This window comes from Sphingobacterium sp. ML3W (assembly GCF_029542085.1).
GTDB lineage: Bacteria > Bacteroidota > Bacteroidia > Sphingobacteriales > Sphingobacteriaceae > Sphingobacterium.
Genome location: NZ_CP107036.1, coordinates 4339197 through 4354731, shown reverse-complemented (window position 1 = coordinate 4354731; position 15535 = coordinate 4339197). Strand labels below are relative to the sequence as shown.

13 protein-coding genes are annotated in these 15535 nt (G+C 40.2%); 9 read left to right on the top strand and 4 right to left on the bottom strand.

Annotated elements, in window-relative coordinates:
- Window positions 1–3 precede the first annotated feature (3 nt).
- From OGI71_RS18520 to OGI71_RS18495, 6 genes are all read left to right on the top strand, one after another.
- Window positions 4–1338, top strand: a complete 1335-nt coding sequence (locus OGI71_RS18520; protein ID WP_282250942.1) for a DUF5125 domain-containing protein — start codon at window positions 4–6, stop codon at window positions 1336–1338.
- A gap of 110 nt (window positions 1339–1448) precedes the next feature.
- Window positions 1449–1829 (top strand): hypothetical protein, encoded by a 381-nt coding sequence (locus OGI71_RS18515; RefSeq protein WP_120261872.1) that lies wholly within the window; start codon window positions 1449–1451, stop codon window positions 1827–1829.
- 437 nt (window positions 1830–2266) lie between these two features.
- Window positions 2267–3211 carry a hypothetical protein gene (locus OGI71_RS18510; protein ID WP_282250941.1) on the top strand — a complete coding sequence of 315 codons (945 nt, stop codon included), beginning with the start codon at window positions 2267–2269 and terminating at the stop codon, window positions 3209–3211.
- Between the two features lie 5 nt (window positions 3212–3216).
- Window positions 3217–5205: a TonB-dependent receptor gene (locus tag OGI71_RS18505; RefSeq protein ID WP_282250940.1), complete on the top strand. Its 1989-nt coding sequence runs from the start codon at window positions 3217–3219 to the stop codon at window positions 5203–5205.
- A 31-nt stretch (window positions 5206–5236) separates the two neighbouring features.
- Window positions 5237–6103: an MbnP family protein gene (locus tag OGI71_RS18500; RefSeq protein WP_282250939.1), complete on the top strand. Its 867-nt coding sequence runs from the start codon at window positions 5237–5239 to the stop codon at window positions 6101–6103.
- A 140-nt stretch (window positions 6104–6243) separates the two neighbouring features.
- Window positions 6244–7266 (top strand): cytochrome c peroxidase, encoded by a 1023-nt coding sequence (locus tag OGI71_RS18495; RefSeq protein ID WP_282250938.1) that lies wholly within the window; start codon window positions 6244–6246, stop codon window positions 7264–7266.
- 48 nt (window positions 7267–7314) lie between these two features.
- On the opposite strand, the gene folP is transcribed toward OGI71_RS18495, so the two are convergent.
- From folP to OGI71_RS18475, 4 genes are all read right to left on the bottom strand, one after another.
- Complete coding sequence (gene folP / locus OGI71_RS18490) at window positions 7315–8154, bottom strand: dihydropteroate synthase (RefSeq protein ID WP_282250937.1); 840 nt, start codon at window positions 8152–8154, stop codon at window positions 7315–7317.
- The gene (locus tag OGI71_RS18485; protein ID WP_282250935.1) at window positions 8151–8630 is read right to left on the bottom strand and encodes a DUF4920 domain-containing protein; all 480 of its coding nucleotides are present in this window, start codon (window positions 8628–8630) and stop codon (window positions 8151–8153) included. The genes folP and OGI71_RS18485 overlap by 4 nt, the downstream gene beginning before the upstream one ends.
- A gap of 213 nt (window positions 8631–8843) precedes the next feature.
- A complete protein-coding gene (locus tag OGI71_RS18480) occupies window positions 8844–9422 on the bottom strand; it encodes an L-threonylcarbamoyladenylate synthase (protein ID WP_282250933.1) in 579 nt (192 codons plus the stop codon).
- Between the two features lie 29 nt (window positions 9423–9451).
- On the bottom strand, window positions 9452–10270 hold the full coding sequence (locus OGI71_RS18475; RefSeq protein WP_108636324.1) for a 2,3,4,5-tetrahydropyridine-2,6-dicarboxylate N-succinyltransferase: 819 nt from the start codon (window positions 10268–10270) through the stop codon (window positions 9452–9454).
- A gap of 176 nt (window positions 10271–10446) precedes the next feature.
- Here OGI71_RS18475 and OGI71_RS18470 point away from each other — a divergent pair, with 176 nt between their 5' ends.
- The 3 genes from OGI71_RS18470 (at window position 10447) to OGI71_RS18460 (ending at window position 15534) form a co-directional block, all read left to right on the top strand.
- Window positions 10447–10857, top strand: coding sequence for an RNA-binding S4 domain-containing protein (locus OGI71_RS18470; RefSeq protein WP_282250929.1), 411 nt, complete (start codon window positions 10447–10449; stop codon window positions 10855–10857).
- Between the two features lie 101 nt (window positions 10858–10958).
- Complete coding sequence (locus OGI71_RS18465; RefSeq protein ID WP_282250927.1) at window positions 10959–14090, top strand: SusC/RagA family TonB-linked outer membrane protein; 3132 nt, start codon at window positions 10959–10961, stop codon at window positions 14088–14090.
- A gap of 13 nt (window positions 14091–14103) precedes the next feature.
- Entirely contained in the window at window positions 14104–15534 is a 1431-nt protein-coding gene (locus OGI71_RS18460) for a RagB/SusD family nutrient uptake outer membrane protein (protein ID WP_282250926.1), read from the top strand.
- Window position 15535: the final 1 nt, after the last annotated feature.

The window sequence follows — 15535 nt, the reverse complement described above, 5'->3', positions numbered from 1 at the left end:
ATTATGAAAAGATATCTCATCAATATACTATTGGGAACAATAGCTGTGGTAAGTTCTTGTAAAAAGGATGAAAAATATGTCTATCAAATTGGTGATCCCAAAATAGAATTGAAATCAGCTATTTCTGCTGCTCATTTTGGTGATAGTTTAGTGTTTAATGTTCGTGTATCGGATAGCGAAGTTGCTTTATCTACGCTGAAAGCTCAATTATATTTTACAGACGATAAGGTCACCGAAACGACGATTCGTACAAAAGAGAATGGCGACTATAGCGGAAAAATTTATGTCCCTTTTTTGAAAGACATTCCAGATGGCAAAGCAACCATTAAGTTTGTCTTGCAGAATATTAGTCAGAAGAAGACCGAACAGTCTTTTGATATAGACTTAAGCCGTCCGGACTTTCCTTATCTCACTTTGGTTACTGAATCAAAGTCCTATCGGATGGAGAGAACCGGGCGGAATCAATATGCGGCCAAAGAGAATTTTCCGTTTTCTGTAAAAGGATATATTCAGGCGCCAAAGGTTGGTGAGCAGGGAAATAGCATGAATTTTGGATGGGTCAATAATGCCATTACGCTCGGATCCACATTGGATATTCCTTTCTCAAATTCGACCTCTGGTGTGTATAGTATCGCATTGAATACGTTAACTTATCAGGCATCACCTTTTATTATCGCCTACGCGATCGATGGTACGGTTTTTAGTCGTCTTGATGATACACATTTTAGAGCGGAGCTGAATATGACCAAAGGTAATTCGGTCACGATAGATGGTATCGAAGATTTGAAAGATTGGTGGATTGATCCGGATTTCTTCAGCCAATCAGTTGATGGGGCCATATCGTTTAAAGGAATAACAGGGAAATACCGTGTTACTGCAGACTTCACGCTAAAATACTTCGTCGTTGAGGCCATGGCCGGAAATGATCTTGCTAAATTGCAGGAAGATGGTACCGGTGCCGTATGGATAATTGGAGAAGGCGTTGGGAAACCAAAAGTATCCAGTAATCAGGTAGGTTGGAATACAGATAAAGCACTCTGTTTAGCTCCATTGGGTAATAAAAAGTACCAAATTACATTGAGAGCAGGCGAGTCTATCAATACCGATAATATCAACTTTAAGTTTTTCCATCAGAAGGGCTGGGGCGGAGAATTTGGTGGTACGGATGTTACAACCTCAAGTGATCTAGTTTTTGTTGGTGATGGTAAAAATGGACGTGATTCCGGAAATTTGGGTGTCAAAACCGGTAAAATGTTAGAAACTGGCAAAACATATACATTCACATTAGATTTAACAGCCGGTAATAAAAAAGCTGTGCTTACAGTTGTACCAAAATAAGCTGTTTTTTGATTTTTCAGTCCCCAGGTAAAACCTTATCTGGGGACTTTATTGTTCCTATTGAATTTGTTTAATCAAGGATTCATTTATATATTTGCCGAACTCACAAGATGAAAGCTAGACAGTTCATATGGATTTTATTGCCTTTGATGCTCCTCCAGAGCTTCTCAACAGTATGGCTGTGGTCCATTTTTGAACTGAATCGAGATTACATTGCACGCTATGAATGTATCAACCGTTTCAATGAGAACGCCCTTTCGTGTAGAGGACAATGTATCCTAATGAAGAAAATGCGTGAACACGAAGAAAAGGAACAAAAGAACCTTGAATCACGTATTATCGACGTCGTTTTTATCAATAATTCCCAAAATTTTGACTTTAAGGTCTCTTCTTTATTTCAAGAAGATGTAGCGGAGCGCTCGTTTCCTGAATACAACGAAAATTATTCTTACAGACCTATTTTTACCATTTTCCACCCCCCGTTAGTTTAAATCCATTTTTAGAATTCATCATGAGTTTTTTGTTGTTCACTTAGAGCGACAAATAATTCCTCATGTTCGCTTCATCGTGTTTAAGGAATAGTTTATTCCGATGAAACCATCATGATTTATTCAATCTTATAAGGGAACGAATAATCGAGCAAAGCGAGCTCATGAATGCCGCTTAAAGCATACGCTCGATGAATAAATCTGATCGCTTCATCACAACTGAATAAAAAATTTAAACGGATGAAAACTTTATTTGAACAGGTTATCGGCTTTTTGGATGTCAGGTTCCAGTTAATTTAGAAGATTCTATGGACAGCATATGTATTGTTATCCCCTTTTTGTTGGGCATACCTTTCTGTCGTCATTTTTGTTGTCTTCTAACTATACTTTATCCTGCACTAAGATTAGTCTCCTGTAAACTAAGCTAAGATGGTATTTTTATGAAGGTAAGTGTATTGATAAAAACAATAGTTTTTTATGTTGCTATAACATGCGTATTTCTCGGGTCATGTACAAAGGGAAAAACAAATTATGAAGCCGAAAGAGGGAGTGTGGTCGAGGAGGGTGTTGAATTTAAAGAGGTTACAAATGTTGTAAACGCCGGTTATACGATTAGCATCGAGGCGTTGAATGGTGTATTGTATCGCGGTTATAATGATATCCGCGTGCGAATCAAGAACACGCAAACGAATACTCCTGTGGAAGTGTCTGGTGTTACATTTTTGCCAATCCAGACCACTGTTACAGGAGAGAAAAGATCATGTCCAAACCAGTATAATTTCAGTTATAAATCGGACGATAAGTATTTCTCGGGTTATACCGTTTTTACCAGCGAAAGTGGCTCGGAAGGCGGTTGGGAAATCAATGTCAATTTTACAGTTGGCGGTCAAAATTTCTCCGTGATAAAAGAAGTATTGGTCCGGCAACAAACCAATAAAAATCTGAATATGACGATGTTCACAGGGAAAGATGATGAGCAGTATGTCATTGCATTAATTTCTCCAAAGAAACCTAATGTCGCTGAGAATAAATTGGTCGCTGGCATCTATAAATTGAATAGGCAGCTTGACTCTTCACCGAAAGGCTTCGCTGATCAACTGCAATTTTCCTATTCGCAAGTTGAGCGTTATGCGCTGAAGTTAGACCCACGTATGCCTGAACCGTCTATGGGCAATCACTCCTCTCCTAACAATAAAGATTTGATACAGGACACGGATGGTTTATATCATGGTGTCGTTAATTATACCATGACCGGGAACTGGACGTTAAATTTCATCTTGTTGAATCCAGATGGAAAAGTAATCCGTGGTACCGAGGTGCCGAAAGATTTTACACCGGGAGTGGAAGGACGTAAAAGTGAGTTGTACCTCGATATTTTATTCTAAGAGTTATGAGGAAATTAAGTATTATTCTTTTTATTCTTTCTCTTGGATTGAAAGTACATGGGCAAAGCATCCCAGTAAAAAGAGATACAACGAGACGTTTGGGGGAAGTCAATGTTGAAGCTACGATCAAGCGAAAGATTGAAAGTGACATGAAAATGGCCGTCTCCGTCGATGAATTTTTGGCTTCATCAGACAATATCAGCTTTATCAAACGTGGTGCGTATGCATGGGAACCCTTACTGAATAACATGAGTACGGAACGTTCCACAATCACAATTGATGGTATGCATGTTTTTGGTGCCTGTACAGATAAGATGGACCCCATAACTTCCTACGTGGAAAGCAATAACCTTTCTTCCATTGATATTAAGTCTGGGCAAGAAGGGAATATGCATGGTGCGACAGTGGCAGGAAGTATTGATCTCAAAAGGAGAAGTACTCCTTTTGGTCTGCAACAAAAAATAGGTGGTGCGTATCAGACAGGTTTTGAATTTAACAATAAACAAGCTTTTAACCTTGGGAATCTATTCTATTCAACAGACAATTTCGTTGCTGATGGTAGCATTGCCCTTCGTAAAGCGGGTAATTATTATGATGGAAACAACAAGGAAGTGCTGCACTCACAATATAATAAACTGAATGCATCATTGGGCTTAGCCTATAAGACAAGTGCGCTTTCTGCTGTCAGGGTAGATGCGATATTTGATCGAGCAAAAGATGTTGGCTTCCCAGCTTTACCGATGGACCTATGGTTATCACGGGCGATTATTACATCAGCATCCTATAAACAATTGTTTGAGGAAGGGTTGGTAAAAGTGTGGGATACCAAAGTTTATTTCAATGCCGTGGAGCACTATATGGATGATACGACACGGCCGGAGAATTTGGTACATATGGATATGCCCGGATGGAGTACAACCTATGGATTGGTTTCAAAAATAAATTTAAAGAAGGACCGATATTCTTCAGAAGTACAGTTAAATGCTTATGATAATCTTTCGATAGCGGAAATGCGGATGTACCCACAGGATCGATCCAAACAGACTATGTTTGCCTATAGTTGGCCTTGGGTAACAACACGTTTTGTGAGTGTTGCAATGAATAATTCCTGGGAAATTTCAGATCGGAGTAAAGTGAACTTGGGTGGTTCGTTGGGCTGGAACTACAATTATTCTAAATATGTGGAATTTAACTGGATTTTTCATCCGGGCGCACCACAAAAAAAGAATAGATGGCTTCCGGGGATACATGCCAGTTACGAGTTAAACTTAAATCAGTTTGATATTTCTGTCGGAACAGGGGTTGGACATCGTGCACCTTCCGTTTCCGAAGCCTATGGTTATTATATCTACAATAGCTTTGACCGTTACGATTACATCGGAAACCCTGATCTCAAAAATGAAATCTCTTATGAGGTTAACGCCAGTGTTGGATTCAAAACGGAAAAGCTAAGTGTATCCGCAAAAGTGAACTACTTCTACATCGACAATTATATCATCGGACGGATTCTGAGTTTAGGAAGCCCCATGAATTATCAATCCGTTGGTGTGAAAGGTTACACGTCTTTAAAGTATGCGACGCTATTTAATACGGCGATGAGCATAGATTATCAAGTCCTGGATAACCTGCATTGGAAAGCGGTGCTTACCTACGCTAGAGGCAAGGACGATGAAGAGAGTAATCTCCCTTTTATACGGCCGTTAAGCTATCAGACAGCACTTCATTATGCCTATAAACGAATAGGCTTGCGGACTTCATTAAATGGGGATTTTGCACAGACCAATTACAGTCCAGCCTATGGCGAAGATCAAACGGCTTCCTACAAAATATGGAACTTATCTGCGGATTACAGTTTCAGTCTCGGCAAGTTCAAATCTGTCTTTCAGGTTGGGGCTGAGAACCTGTTGAATGAATACTATAGTACCTATGCGGATTGGGGAAATATTCCACGAATGGGACGGAATATTTTTACATCCCTAAAAGTCAATTTTTAAAAAAATCAATCACATTTAAATAACACATACAATGAAAAAATTAACGAACTATCTAATTTTATCTGCTGCTTCATTAATAATGATTTCCTGTAGCAAAAACGATAACAACCCTGTAGCAAATAATATCAACTTACATTTTAATAATACATTTAAAAATAGCACCATTGTCCTTGGAGGAGCGACAATTACTGATGCTACCGTTAACACATCAGAAAAGGATCAAGCACATCACCTCTCAGAACTTAAGTATGTTGTCAGTAATATTCGACTTGTTAAAGCAGATGGAACTGAAATCCCTTACAATGTAAATGACCTGGATAAAGGAGCTACTGTGGTTAACCAAAGCAAACAAGCGAGTTTGGATTATGTATTGACCAATATACCTGTAGGGGAGTATCGTCAGCTCAAATTTGGATTAGGGGTGAAGCAAGAAATCAATACATTGGATCAGGTCAGATTTCCGGTATTTTATGCTGCAGCGGGAGCTAATGATACCGATATGATGTGGCAATGGGCTACGGGATATCGATTTACGAAGATCGAAGGATTTTATGGTGTTGAAAATAATGCTTTTCAGGTCCACACCGGAAGCACACTGAATGGAGAGGGAGGTAAACCTGAAACATATACGCAGGGCGTAGATGCTTATCGTGATATTACATTGGATCTAACGACGACTGCTGTTGTGGGAAGCAATGCACCTAAAATCACGATCAAAGCTGACTTTGATAAACTCTTAAGTGGAAAAACAAAAGTAATCCTAACGTCGAAAAATGCAACAACACCAAGCCTTCATAGCAGCATGGCGGCCATGGAAGTTTTTGTAAATAATATTGGGGGAGATGGTAAAGAGGATAAAAGCGGCATGTTTTCTGTCGAGCGTGTCGAAAACAACTAAAAGAAATTAATGGCAAGGTCATCAGGAACTTAGTGATGATGGCCTTGTCTTAATATAAAATCTAACAGACCCCTTGTTAGTTAGTAGGAAACAATAGTGGCATAATAATCCTATTCTTATTTGCAAAATCGTTTATTCGAATGAAAACAGTAATCTGTGCCTTAACTGTGTTATTGATTGTACTTTCCTGCAGTAAAAGGGATATGGACGAATCAATAAAGGAGGACAACCCTGAAATTTCACTGGAGATACCTGCAGAATTTCCAGCATTAAATAGTTCCCTAGCGCAAAATAGACCTACAAAATATGGTGTTGAATTGGGCGAGAAATTATTTCATGAAAAGAGGTTCAGCGGAAATAATACTATTTCCTGTGCGAGTTGTCACAATCCCAGTCTAGCTTTTTCAGATGGAAAGCAACAGGCCGTCGGAATTTATGAACGGGTGGGACTTCGTAATACGCCCGCTGTTCAAAACATGGCATTTATGAAGTTTTATAATTGGGATGGAAATATCCTGCAATTAGAAAAGCAACCTCTCGTTCCGATTATAACACATGAAGAAATGAACTCCTCTATCTTGGAGGTGATCGGTAAAATTGGTGTTGATGCCGATTATAAAAAATTATTTCAAAAAGCATTTGGCGATGCAAGCATAACGGCTGATCGAATTTATCGCAGTATTGCACAATACGAGTATACATTGATCTCTGCCAATAGCAAATATGATCGTGTAAAAAGAAATGAAGGGGAGCGATTTACAGCGGAAGAGGAGAGAGGGTATATAACTTTCAAGAGTAAATGTACAAGTTGTCATGGTACGGAGCTTTTTACTGATCAGAGCTTTAGAAATGTAGGCTTTCCATTGAATCCCAATCCTGAAGAAGCAGGACGAGGTCGGGTCACTGGACGACATGCAGATCAGATGGCTTTTCGTGTTCCCTCTTTAAGAAATGCGGCTTACACAGCGCCTTACGGAAGTTTTGGTCAATTTCCAACCTTAAGATCTGTTTTAGATTATTTTGATAAAGGTGTGTTGGAAGCAGAAAATCTCGATCCTATTCTTAAAGAAAATGGTAATCGAATTCCATTAACGGAGCAAGAAAAGCAGGATATTATCGCTTTTATAGAAACATTAAGTGATCCAACATTTATTGGCAAGTAAATACGACATACCCGGAACGATGTTTATACAAATAGTATGCACATTTCTCTAATAGAAGAGATCAACGAGCTGTTTAGCTTCTGCGACATCATGGACACGGAGTATCTGTACACCTCTTTCCAAAAGTAAGGTGTTTAATGCCGTTGTACCATTGAGGGCTTCCTGGGCAGTAATACCCAATTTTTTGTAGATCATGGATTTACGTGATATACCACCTAAAATAGGGAGACCAAAATATTGTAATTCATCGACCCGATAAAGCAGTTCATAATTTTGATCGATTGTTTTCGCAAAGCCAAACCCAGGGTCGAGGATTATATCCTTTACACCCAGATCTCTTAATTGAGCTATACCTTGTCCCAAAAAGGTAGCAACATCGGTCACGATGTCGGTATATTCGGTTTGTCCTTGCATGGTTTCTGGAGTCCCACGCATATGCATGAGGATATAAGGCACCTGATATTTGGCTACTGTTGCAAACATCTCCTCATCAAGCGTACCTCCTGATACGTCATTGACAATATGTACACCAGCGTCAATAGCTTCTGCAGCAACATCTGCCCGAAAGGTGTCTATAGATAAGATCGCTTCTGGAAAGGCGTTTCTGATTGCCAGGATAGGGGGAAGCGCCCTGTCCATTTCTTCTTGAGAAGAGATTAATGGCGCGCCGGGACGTGAAGAATAGGCCCCAATATCGAGGATTTGAGCGCCTGCCGTTAAGAGATTACTTGCTTTTCCCAGAGCTTTCTCTACCGTGGTATTATCTCCACCATCAAAAAAGGAATCTGGTGTAACGTTGAGAATACCCATAATAACAGGCTTGTCAAATGTCATTAGCTTTCCACCTACATTGATGGATGGGGCAGTTACTGTCTGAAATTTTTTCATCTTACCACAACAACCCCTTCAGCGACAATATTAATATCGTTTTTTGGCTGAGTAATCTGATTTATTTCGGCTTGAGATTTACCGAGATCTTTTGCGGCATGTTGCAATGATGCGACTGAAGTTTCTTTCCGCTTGGCTACACCTTCGACAACAACTGTCTTACCAATGATATCTGCGGGCATAAAGAATCCATAATCTTTAAAACGTACCATGATAGGTTCCTCTCCATCGCGTTGTAAGGTCATGAAACAGCCTTTCTTTTTGCAGACTTCAACGACTTTGCCTTCAATTTTACCGTTGAAAGTATTCTTGCTACTTAGTTCTTTTTCCAGTTTAGCAACAGAAATCGCTTTATTAGCCTGAATTTCCTTTCCATATTTTACACCCGGTTTTGCTGAGGGAATCTCCTTTTTCTGAGCGTGTAATTGCGTACTTACAGCAATTGCCAATGCAAAAAATAAAATGATCTTTTTCATCTGTATAAATTATTTATAAGTATTGGTCTCATCGGTATAAATGAGCTCGTTTCACTCGGTTCATGCTGCCTTTGGCGGTTTCAATTGTGATGAGGCTATTCCCTGAGCTCACAGGCTCGGTTTTCATTGCGTGTATATTAAAGCTGAATGCAAGATAGCTAACACCGTTTATTCAATCTACTTTGAGTTTGAATACATCATGATGTATTTATATTACTTTCGAATGAATTCAAATTTACCACTTGGGTCCAGCTTCATAATGGTAGATGATCTACCATCAGTCTTCACATGCCTATCATATTCGACAATATAGTCTACACCTGCTTTGATCTCTTCAGCTATTTCGTCAAAATCTTTCGCTGTTGGCTCACCACTGATATTTGCTGAAGTAGAGATAATAGGTTTACGGAAACGTTGTAGAAGCTGTTCACAAAAAGGATGTTTGACAATTCGAATGCCAATCGAACCGTCCTCTGCAATGGCATTAGGGGCAAGATTTTTGGCATTCGAATAGACAATTGTCAATGGCTTGTCCGTATATTCAATAAGTTGATAAGCAACATCGGGGATTTCGTTGACATAACTTGCCAATTGGTTGTCGTTATGTAAAAGGACGATCAGACTTTTGGACTTATCTCTTCCTTTCAATTGAAAGATTTTCTCTACGGCATCAGGATTAGTGGCATCACAGCCTATCCCCCAGATTGTATCTGTTGGGTATAGGATTAACCCACCTGCTTTTAGCGTTTCCAACGCTTTGTTCAAATCCTCACGATCCACAAATGCACTCATTTTTTATTTTTTTAGTTCTAACCTTGAATTTAGACAGCTACATTATGCTCCCGTAAAGCATCATTTAATGAAGTTTTCTTATCTGTAGATTCTTTACGTTGACCAATGATCAATGCACAAGGAACTTGATACTCGCCAGCTGCGAATTTTTTAGTATACGATCCAGGGATGACAACCGAACGAGCAGGAACATAGCCTTTGTATTCTACAGGTTCAGGTCCAGTAACATCAATAATTTTGGTTGATGCAGTCAATACGACGTTAGCGCCTAACACAGCTTCTTTTTCTACGCGAATTCCTTCAACAACGATCGCTCTCGATCCAATAAATACATTGTCTTCGATGATAACTGGAGCAGCTTGAACTGGCTCAAGTACGCCACCGATACCAACACCACCACTTAAGTGTACATGTTTACCAATTTGAGCACAGGAACCGACTGTTGCCCATGTATCTACCATGGTGCCTTCGTCTACATAAGCACCGATGTTAACATAAGAAGGCATCATAATTACCCCTTTTGCTAAATAAGCACCTAAACGAGCAGAAGCGCCAGGAACAACACGCACACCAGTGTGTTTGTAATCCGTTTTTAGCTTCATTTTGTCATGGAATACAAAAGGACCTGCTGTCATCTCACGCATATCGTTGATCGGGAAATACAAGATCACAGCTTTCTTGATCCAGTCATTTACATGCCATCTCGTGCCGATCATTTCCGCTACACGGATTTCACCGCTATCTAGCTTCATGATCACTGTACGGATTGCTTCTGTATATTCTTTATACTCCAATAATTGTCTATCTTCCCAAGCTTCCTCAATCAATTTTTTAAGTGGCTCTACCATATTATTTGTTTGCTTATTTGAATTTGTTTATTTTGATGTACAAACTTAGATAAAGTTGCATTTAAAAGCAACTTTATCGTTCTCTCCCCTGCCATGAAGAAATTAGGTATAGGGGAAATATGTTAATTTTCGGTGGGAATACCACGATAATTTGCTAATATAACTATTTTTGCACTATGGCTGCAGCATCAGAAAAATTGAGAATTGATAAATATTTATGGTCGATAAGATTGTTTAAAACAAGAACTTTGGCAACCGAAGCCTGTAAGGCGGGACGGGTCAAGTTGAACGGTCAAAATATTAAACCTTCTTACGAAGTTAAGATCGGCGATGTCTATCATATCCAAAAAGGAATCGAAAAGAAAGTTGTTAAAGTGATCGGTCTTCTTGATCGGCGGGTGGATGCAAAAACTGCTGTTCAGTTTTATGAAGATCAAACCCCTGTAGAAGAGACTGTAGGCTACAAATCGGTATTTCAGGCACCTGTGCTTAAGCGAGACCGCGGAACGGGAAGACCTACGAAGAAAGATCGTCGTGAAATAGATGATTTACAGGCTTCAGACTGGTGGGACAAAGAAGATGAATAAGGCAAAAAACATTTCATTTGTTCGATAATTATTTGCATTTTAGGTTAAGTAAAGTTATCCATATTGATATGCTTTAACACTGACCAAAAATGTAGATATTTATGAGAGGTAGCATGCACGCACAAGCGCTGTTGACACTAGCGCTTAGCCTAAACCTAGCACCAACTATTGCCAAGACTGGAAGCAAATCCATCTCATTTGCCAATTATGGAAATTCATTTGTACTGTTGCAACAAACTATTCGAGGAAAAGTTCTTGATGAGAAGGGGCAAGGCATAGGAGGAGTCACTGTCAGAAATTTGACAGCTGGAACAACTGCACAGTCAACTTCAGATGGCAATTTCAGTATTACTGCAAAACAGGGGGATCAATTGGAGTTCTCCTCTGTGGGCTATGACCGACAGAGCAATACTTTCAGCGGTTCGGGGCCGCTAACGATTGTATTGGCAAATAAGAGCACGGTGTTGGAGGATGTGACAGTGACAGGATATACGAATTATTCAAAAAAACAGTCCGCCAATGTTTCCACCACAGTAAAAGCAAAAGATCTGGAACAAGTACCTATGGCTTCTGTTGACCAAATGCTACAGGGGCGTGTTCCGGGGATGAGTGTAATGGCTAGTTCAGGACAACCTGGTGCTACTGCTTCTGTTGTTATCCGGGGGATTGGTTCCATCAATGGTATTTCGGATCCTCTGTATGTGATCGATGGAATTCCTATTGCCACATCTGAACTGAAGAATTTTAGTGCGAATGATTTTGAATCTGTCAATGTATTGCGCGATGCAACAGGAAAATCTTTATACGGATCCAGAGGTTCAAACGGTGTTATTGTTATCACGACAAAAAAAGGTAAATCTGGCCAGTTAGCTGTGAATTTTAACTCTCAATATGGCCTTTCTAAACTGACACGGCCAAAATTCCAGATGATGAATACGCAGCAACGTTTACAATTTGAAGAAGAGTTGGGGCCCTTTGTCGATCCAGATAATAATGAAGGCATAGGTCCCGGATGGACTTATTCACCTAAAAATCCCGAGGTAGCGGGCGGAACTTCCGCCTATAAAGCGCGAGCAGCTCAAATTTTGGATAGTTTGAGAGGGATTAATGTTGACTGGCGCGATTACTTCTTTCGCAACGGAAAGTTTATGGATCAGCAGGTGAATGTAAGCGGAGGTGGGGAGCATGTGCGGTTCTATAGCAGTGCGGGATACTATAAACAGGAGGGGGTCGCCATTCGATCTGGTCTTGATAGGTATACCTTGAAAAATAATGTAGATTTTGATAAAGGGAAGCTTTCAGGAGGTGTAAATGTGACCCTTGGGTATACAAATTCGAAATTTACCGAAGGTGTAGGAGCTTCACGTGTCGGATCGTCTATGGCATCGGTTTATTATGCACTACCTTATGAATATCCGTATGCACCGGACGGAACGCTCATTCATTTTGGTAATGAAGACGATTACTTTATTTTGGATCAGCGCGAAGGGAGTGCCGGATTGGAACGTCTACTCAACTCAAGTAGTTCTTCTGAGTTATTTAATACCAATGTTGGCCTCAATCTAAATTATCAATTACTACCGACCTTAAAAGCCCACACGCGATTGGGTATAGACTATAACACGACTACCGGCCAAGATTATATCAACCCTGATTCTTATTACGGATCACGGGATCGGGATCCGACACTTGGTGGAAAGGGATTATTCGCAGAAGACAATCTCCGGTCTACCAATGTGATCAGTACCACCGGATTAACCTATCAAAATACTTTTGACGAAAAGCATAATTTGGAGCTCTCAGCTTATTTTGAATATTTATATCGACGTAACCGCGCCTTTGGATACAAAGGTTACGGTATTGATAGCCGTCTACCGGAAAATCCGAATGGTGTAACAGTAAGTCCGACCTATTTACCAGCAATTTTGGGTGGGCGTACTAAATATGCGTTGGCTTCGTATATGGCCTTGGGAAGGTATACTTATGACAATCGTTATTCGTTGACGGCAAGTTATCGTTATGATGGCTCTTCCCGTGTAGCGGAGGCGAATCGTTGGCATGGTTTCTACTCCTTCGGCGCAAATTGGAATATCAAGGAAGAGGAATTCTTGAAATCCAATGAATTCATACAAGGCCTATCTCTACGGGCCAGTTATGGTACCACGGCCAGTACAATCAACGGTGATTTCAATTACTTAGCAACTTTTAGAAAGGACATTACCTATGGTGGTGAAACAGCCATTCGTCCTTATGATCCCGGAAATCCGAATTATGACTGGGAATATGTGGATGAATTCAATGCCGGATTTGATATGGAGCTTTTTCCATCAAAGCGGCTTCGTATTGCCATGGATTATTATAATAAAATAACCAAGAATATGTTTTTCGATCAGCCGATTTCCTTGACATCGGGATTCTTGGATCGTAAACTACCATTGAGCACGGGCAAGATGCGTAATAGGGGATTGGAAATGAGCTTATCCGGTGATGTTATTAAGAGGGAAGATTGGGGGGTGACTTTAGGGGTCAATGCTTCCTATAATAAAAATACCATATTATATCTTTCTGATGCATTGACCGAGGTTTTAGATGGAGATACACGGATTATGCGAGTTGGATTGCCCTATGGTACCTATTATGCGCCTGAGTGGGCAGGGGTTAATCCCCAGACTGGCGATGCGCAGTATTATAACCGCGATGGTAGTATAACAACCGAATACGATGAAACTTCACAGGCCGTTACAAAATCTGGCAGTATGTTTCCAAAATGGGTTGGCGGATTTAATACAACTGTCCGCTGGAAAAACCTCTCGTTGGATGCTTTGTTTGCATTTGTGAGTGATGTTAGCCGTTGGAATAACGAGGATTTTTATAATGAAAATTCAGGTTATATGACGAGTAACCAAAGTATACGCATGCTTACTGATCGCTGGAAGCAACCGGGAGACAATACCATTTTACAGCGGATTGATGTACCACGCGAATATACATCCAAAGATATCCAGGATGCTTCTTTCCTCAGATTGCGAAATGTCAATTTAGTTTATCAGTTTCCGAAAACATTGTTTGGGGATCAAAAGGTAATTAAAGGAGCCCGAATTTTCTTTCAGGGACAAAATTTATTGACCTGGACGTCCTGGCGAGGGCTTGATCCCGAAAATAGTGAAGGGATCAGCCGTTTTAACTATCCTGCTCCGAGAACATATACAGCGGGATTCAGTGTTAATTTTTAAAAAGACTACGGCAATGAAATCATTTAAAAATATACTAATAATCGGCCTCTTTACTGTGGGTTTGTCGACGTTCTATTCCTGTAATAAATTAGATCTAAAACCTTCAGATACGATTGATCCCGAAAAGGCTTACCGTAATCTGGATGATATCGATATGGCCATCAAAGGTGCTTATGCTGGTATGACCTATACACTCATTGGAAATAGTGTAGTTGTATCGGACGAAGCAATTTATCCATTGGAAAATACGGTTGGAAATGTTAGTGCTTATCGTTGGCAATATACAGCCTCAAGTTCATCGGTGACGAGTGCTTTTGGTGAGTACTATGTAGTCATAGATCGTGCGAATCGCGCTTTGGCAGGACTGGAAAAATTGGAGAAAGTGGATGCTGATACGAAAAAGCATTATCAAGGCGAATTGCTTGCAGTCCGTGCTTTTGCTCATGTTGAGCTTTTGAGAGCTTATGCAGCGAGCTATGAGCCCACAGCATTGGGAATTCCCTATATGTTGAAGTCTGAAATTGGACATCCACCACGGAAAACAGTTGCCGAAGTAATCAGTTTAGTCCAAAAGGACATTAATGAGGCTTTGGGCTTAATTGGAGATGAAGAGGCTGTTTACCGCTTTTCTAAAATGGGTTTGTATGCATTGCAGGCAAGAGCCGCTTTATATGCAAAAGATTGGCCACTGGCAATTGCTGCTTCATCGAAAGTCATTGCTGCAAAGCCACTGGCTGACCGGACTTCTTTTCCGAAAATATGGTCAGATGAGAGTTCCAATGAAGTGGTTTTTTCATTGCGTAGGACAGCAGCAGATCTCCCCAAAGAAGATGATTCTCCTGCCGAAGGACCTATAGGCGCGCTATTTTTTAGACAAGACGGCGAAATAGCTCTTTATACTCCTTCGAATAAATTGATCGCTCTATTTGATAAGAATAAAGATATACGTTTTGGTAGCTATATTCTCGATGACCCCAATCGGGGAGCAGGGAAACAACAGTATCTGATTGGAAAATATTTGGGCCGTAAAGAAGCTGATGCAACAGCTGGTCTTGTGGATGTGAAATTATTTAGGACGGGGGAGATGTATTTAATTCGGGCTGAAGCTAATGCCGAAACAAATAAACTCAATGAAGCAAATAGTGATTTGAACGTGTTGCGGAAAGCTCGAATCCAAGATTATCAAAACCAAGTGATCGCTTCTAAAGATGAACTTATTGATGCTATTTTAGCGGAGCGTTACAAGGAGCTAGCATTTGAGGGACATCGTTTTTTTGATTTAAAAAGAAAGAAAATGCCTATTCGTAGAGGTCCCCAAGATGCTGTAAATACGGCGGGAGCACTATTGTTGGAGTCAACAAAAGCACAATACAATTTTCCTATTCCCGCAGATGAAATATTTGTCAACAAAAATATGGTGCAAAATCCAGGTTATACAAAATAAT

What these genes read in the sequence shown, in the direction of transcription:
- OGI71_RS18520 (WP_282250942.1), top strand. Translation starts at nt 4, where the DNA reads ATGAAAAGATATCTCATCAATATACTATTGGGAACAATAGCTGTGGTA.
- OGI71_RS18515 (WP_120261872.1), top strand. Translation starts at nt 1,449, where the DNA reads ATGAAAGCTAGACAGTTCATATGGATTTTATTGCCTTTGATGCTCCTC.
- OGI71_RS18510 (WP_282250941.1), top strand. Translation starts at nt 2,267, where the DNA reads ATGAAGGTAAGTGTATTGATAAAAACAATAGTTTTTTATGTTGCTATA.
- OGI71_RS18505 (WP_282250940.1), top strand. Translation starts at nt 3,217, where the DNA reads ATGAGGAAATTAAGTATTATTCTTTTTATTCTTTCTCTTGGATTGAAA.
- OGI71_RS18500 (WP_282250939.1), top strand. Translation starts at nt 5,237, where the DNA reads ATGAAAAAATTAACGAACTATCTAATTTTATCTGCTGCTTCATTAATA.
- OGI71_RS18495 (WP_282250938.1), top strand. Translation starts at nt 6,244, where the DNA reads ATGAAAACAGTAATCTGTGCCTTAACTGTGTTATTGATTGTACTTTCC.
- folP (WP_282250937.1), bottom strand. Translation starts at nt 8,154, where the DNA reads ATGAAAAAATTTCAGACAGTAACTGCCCCATCCATCAATGTAGGTGGA.
- OGI71_RS18485 (WP_282250935.1), bottom strand. Translation starts at nt 8,630, where the DNA reads ATGAAAAAGATCATTTTATTTTTTGCATTGGCAATTGCTGTAAGTACG.
- OGI71_RS18480 (WP_282250933.1), bottom strand. Translation starts at nt 9,422, where the DNA reads ATGAGTGCATTTGTGGATCGTGAGGATTTGAACAAAGCGTTGGAAACG.
- OGI71_RS18475 (WP_108636324.1), bottom strand. Translation starts at nt 10,270, where the DNA reads ATGGTAGAGCCACTTAAAAAATTGATTGAGGAAGCTTGGGAAGATAGA.
- OGI71_RS18470 (WP_282250929.1), top strand. Translation starts at nt 10,447, where the DNA reads ATGGCTGCAGCATCAGAAAAATTGAGAATTGATAAATATTTATGGTCG.
- OGI71_RS18465 (WP_282250927.1), top strand. Translation starts at nt 10,959, where the DNA reads ATGAGAGGTAGCATGCACGCACAAGCGCTGTTGACACTAGCGCTTAGC.
- OGI71_RS18460 (WP_282250926.1), top strand. Translation starts at nt 14,104, where the DNA reads ATGAAATCATTTAAAAATATACTAATAATCGGCCTCTTTACTGTGGGT.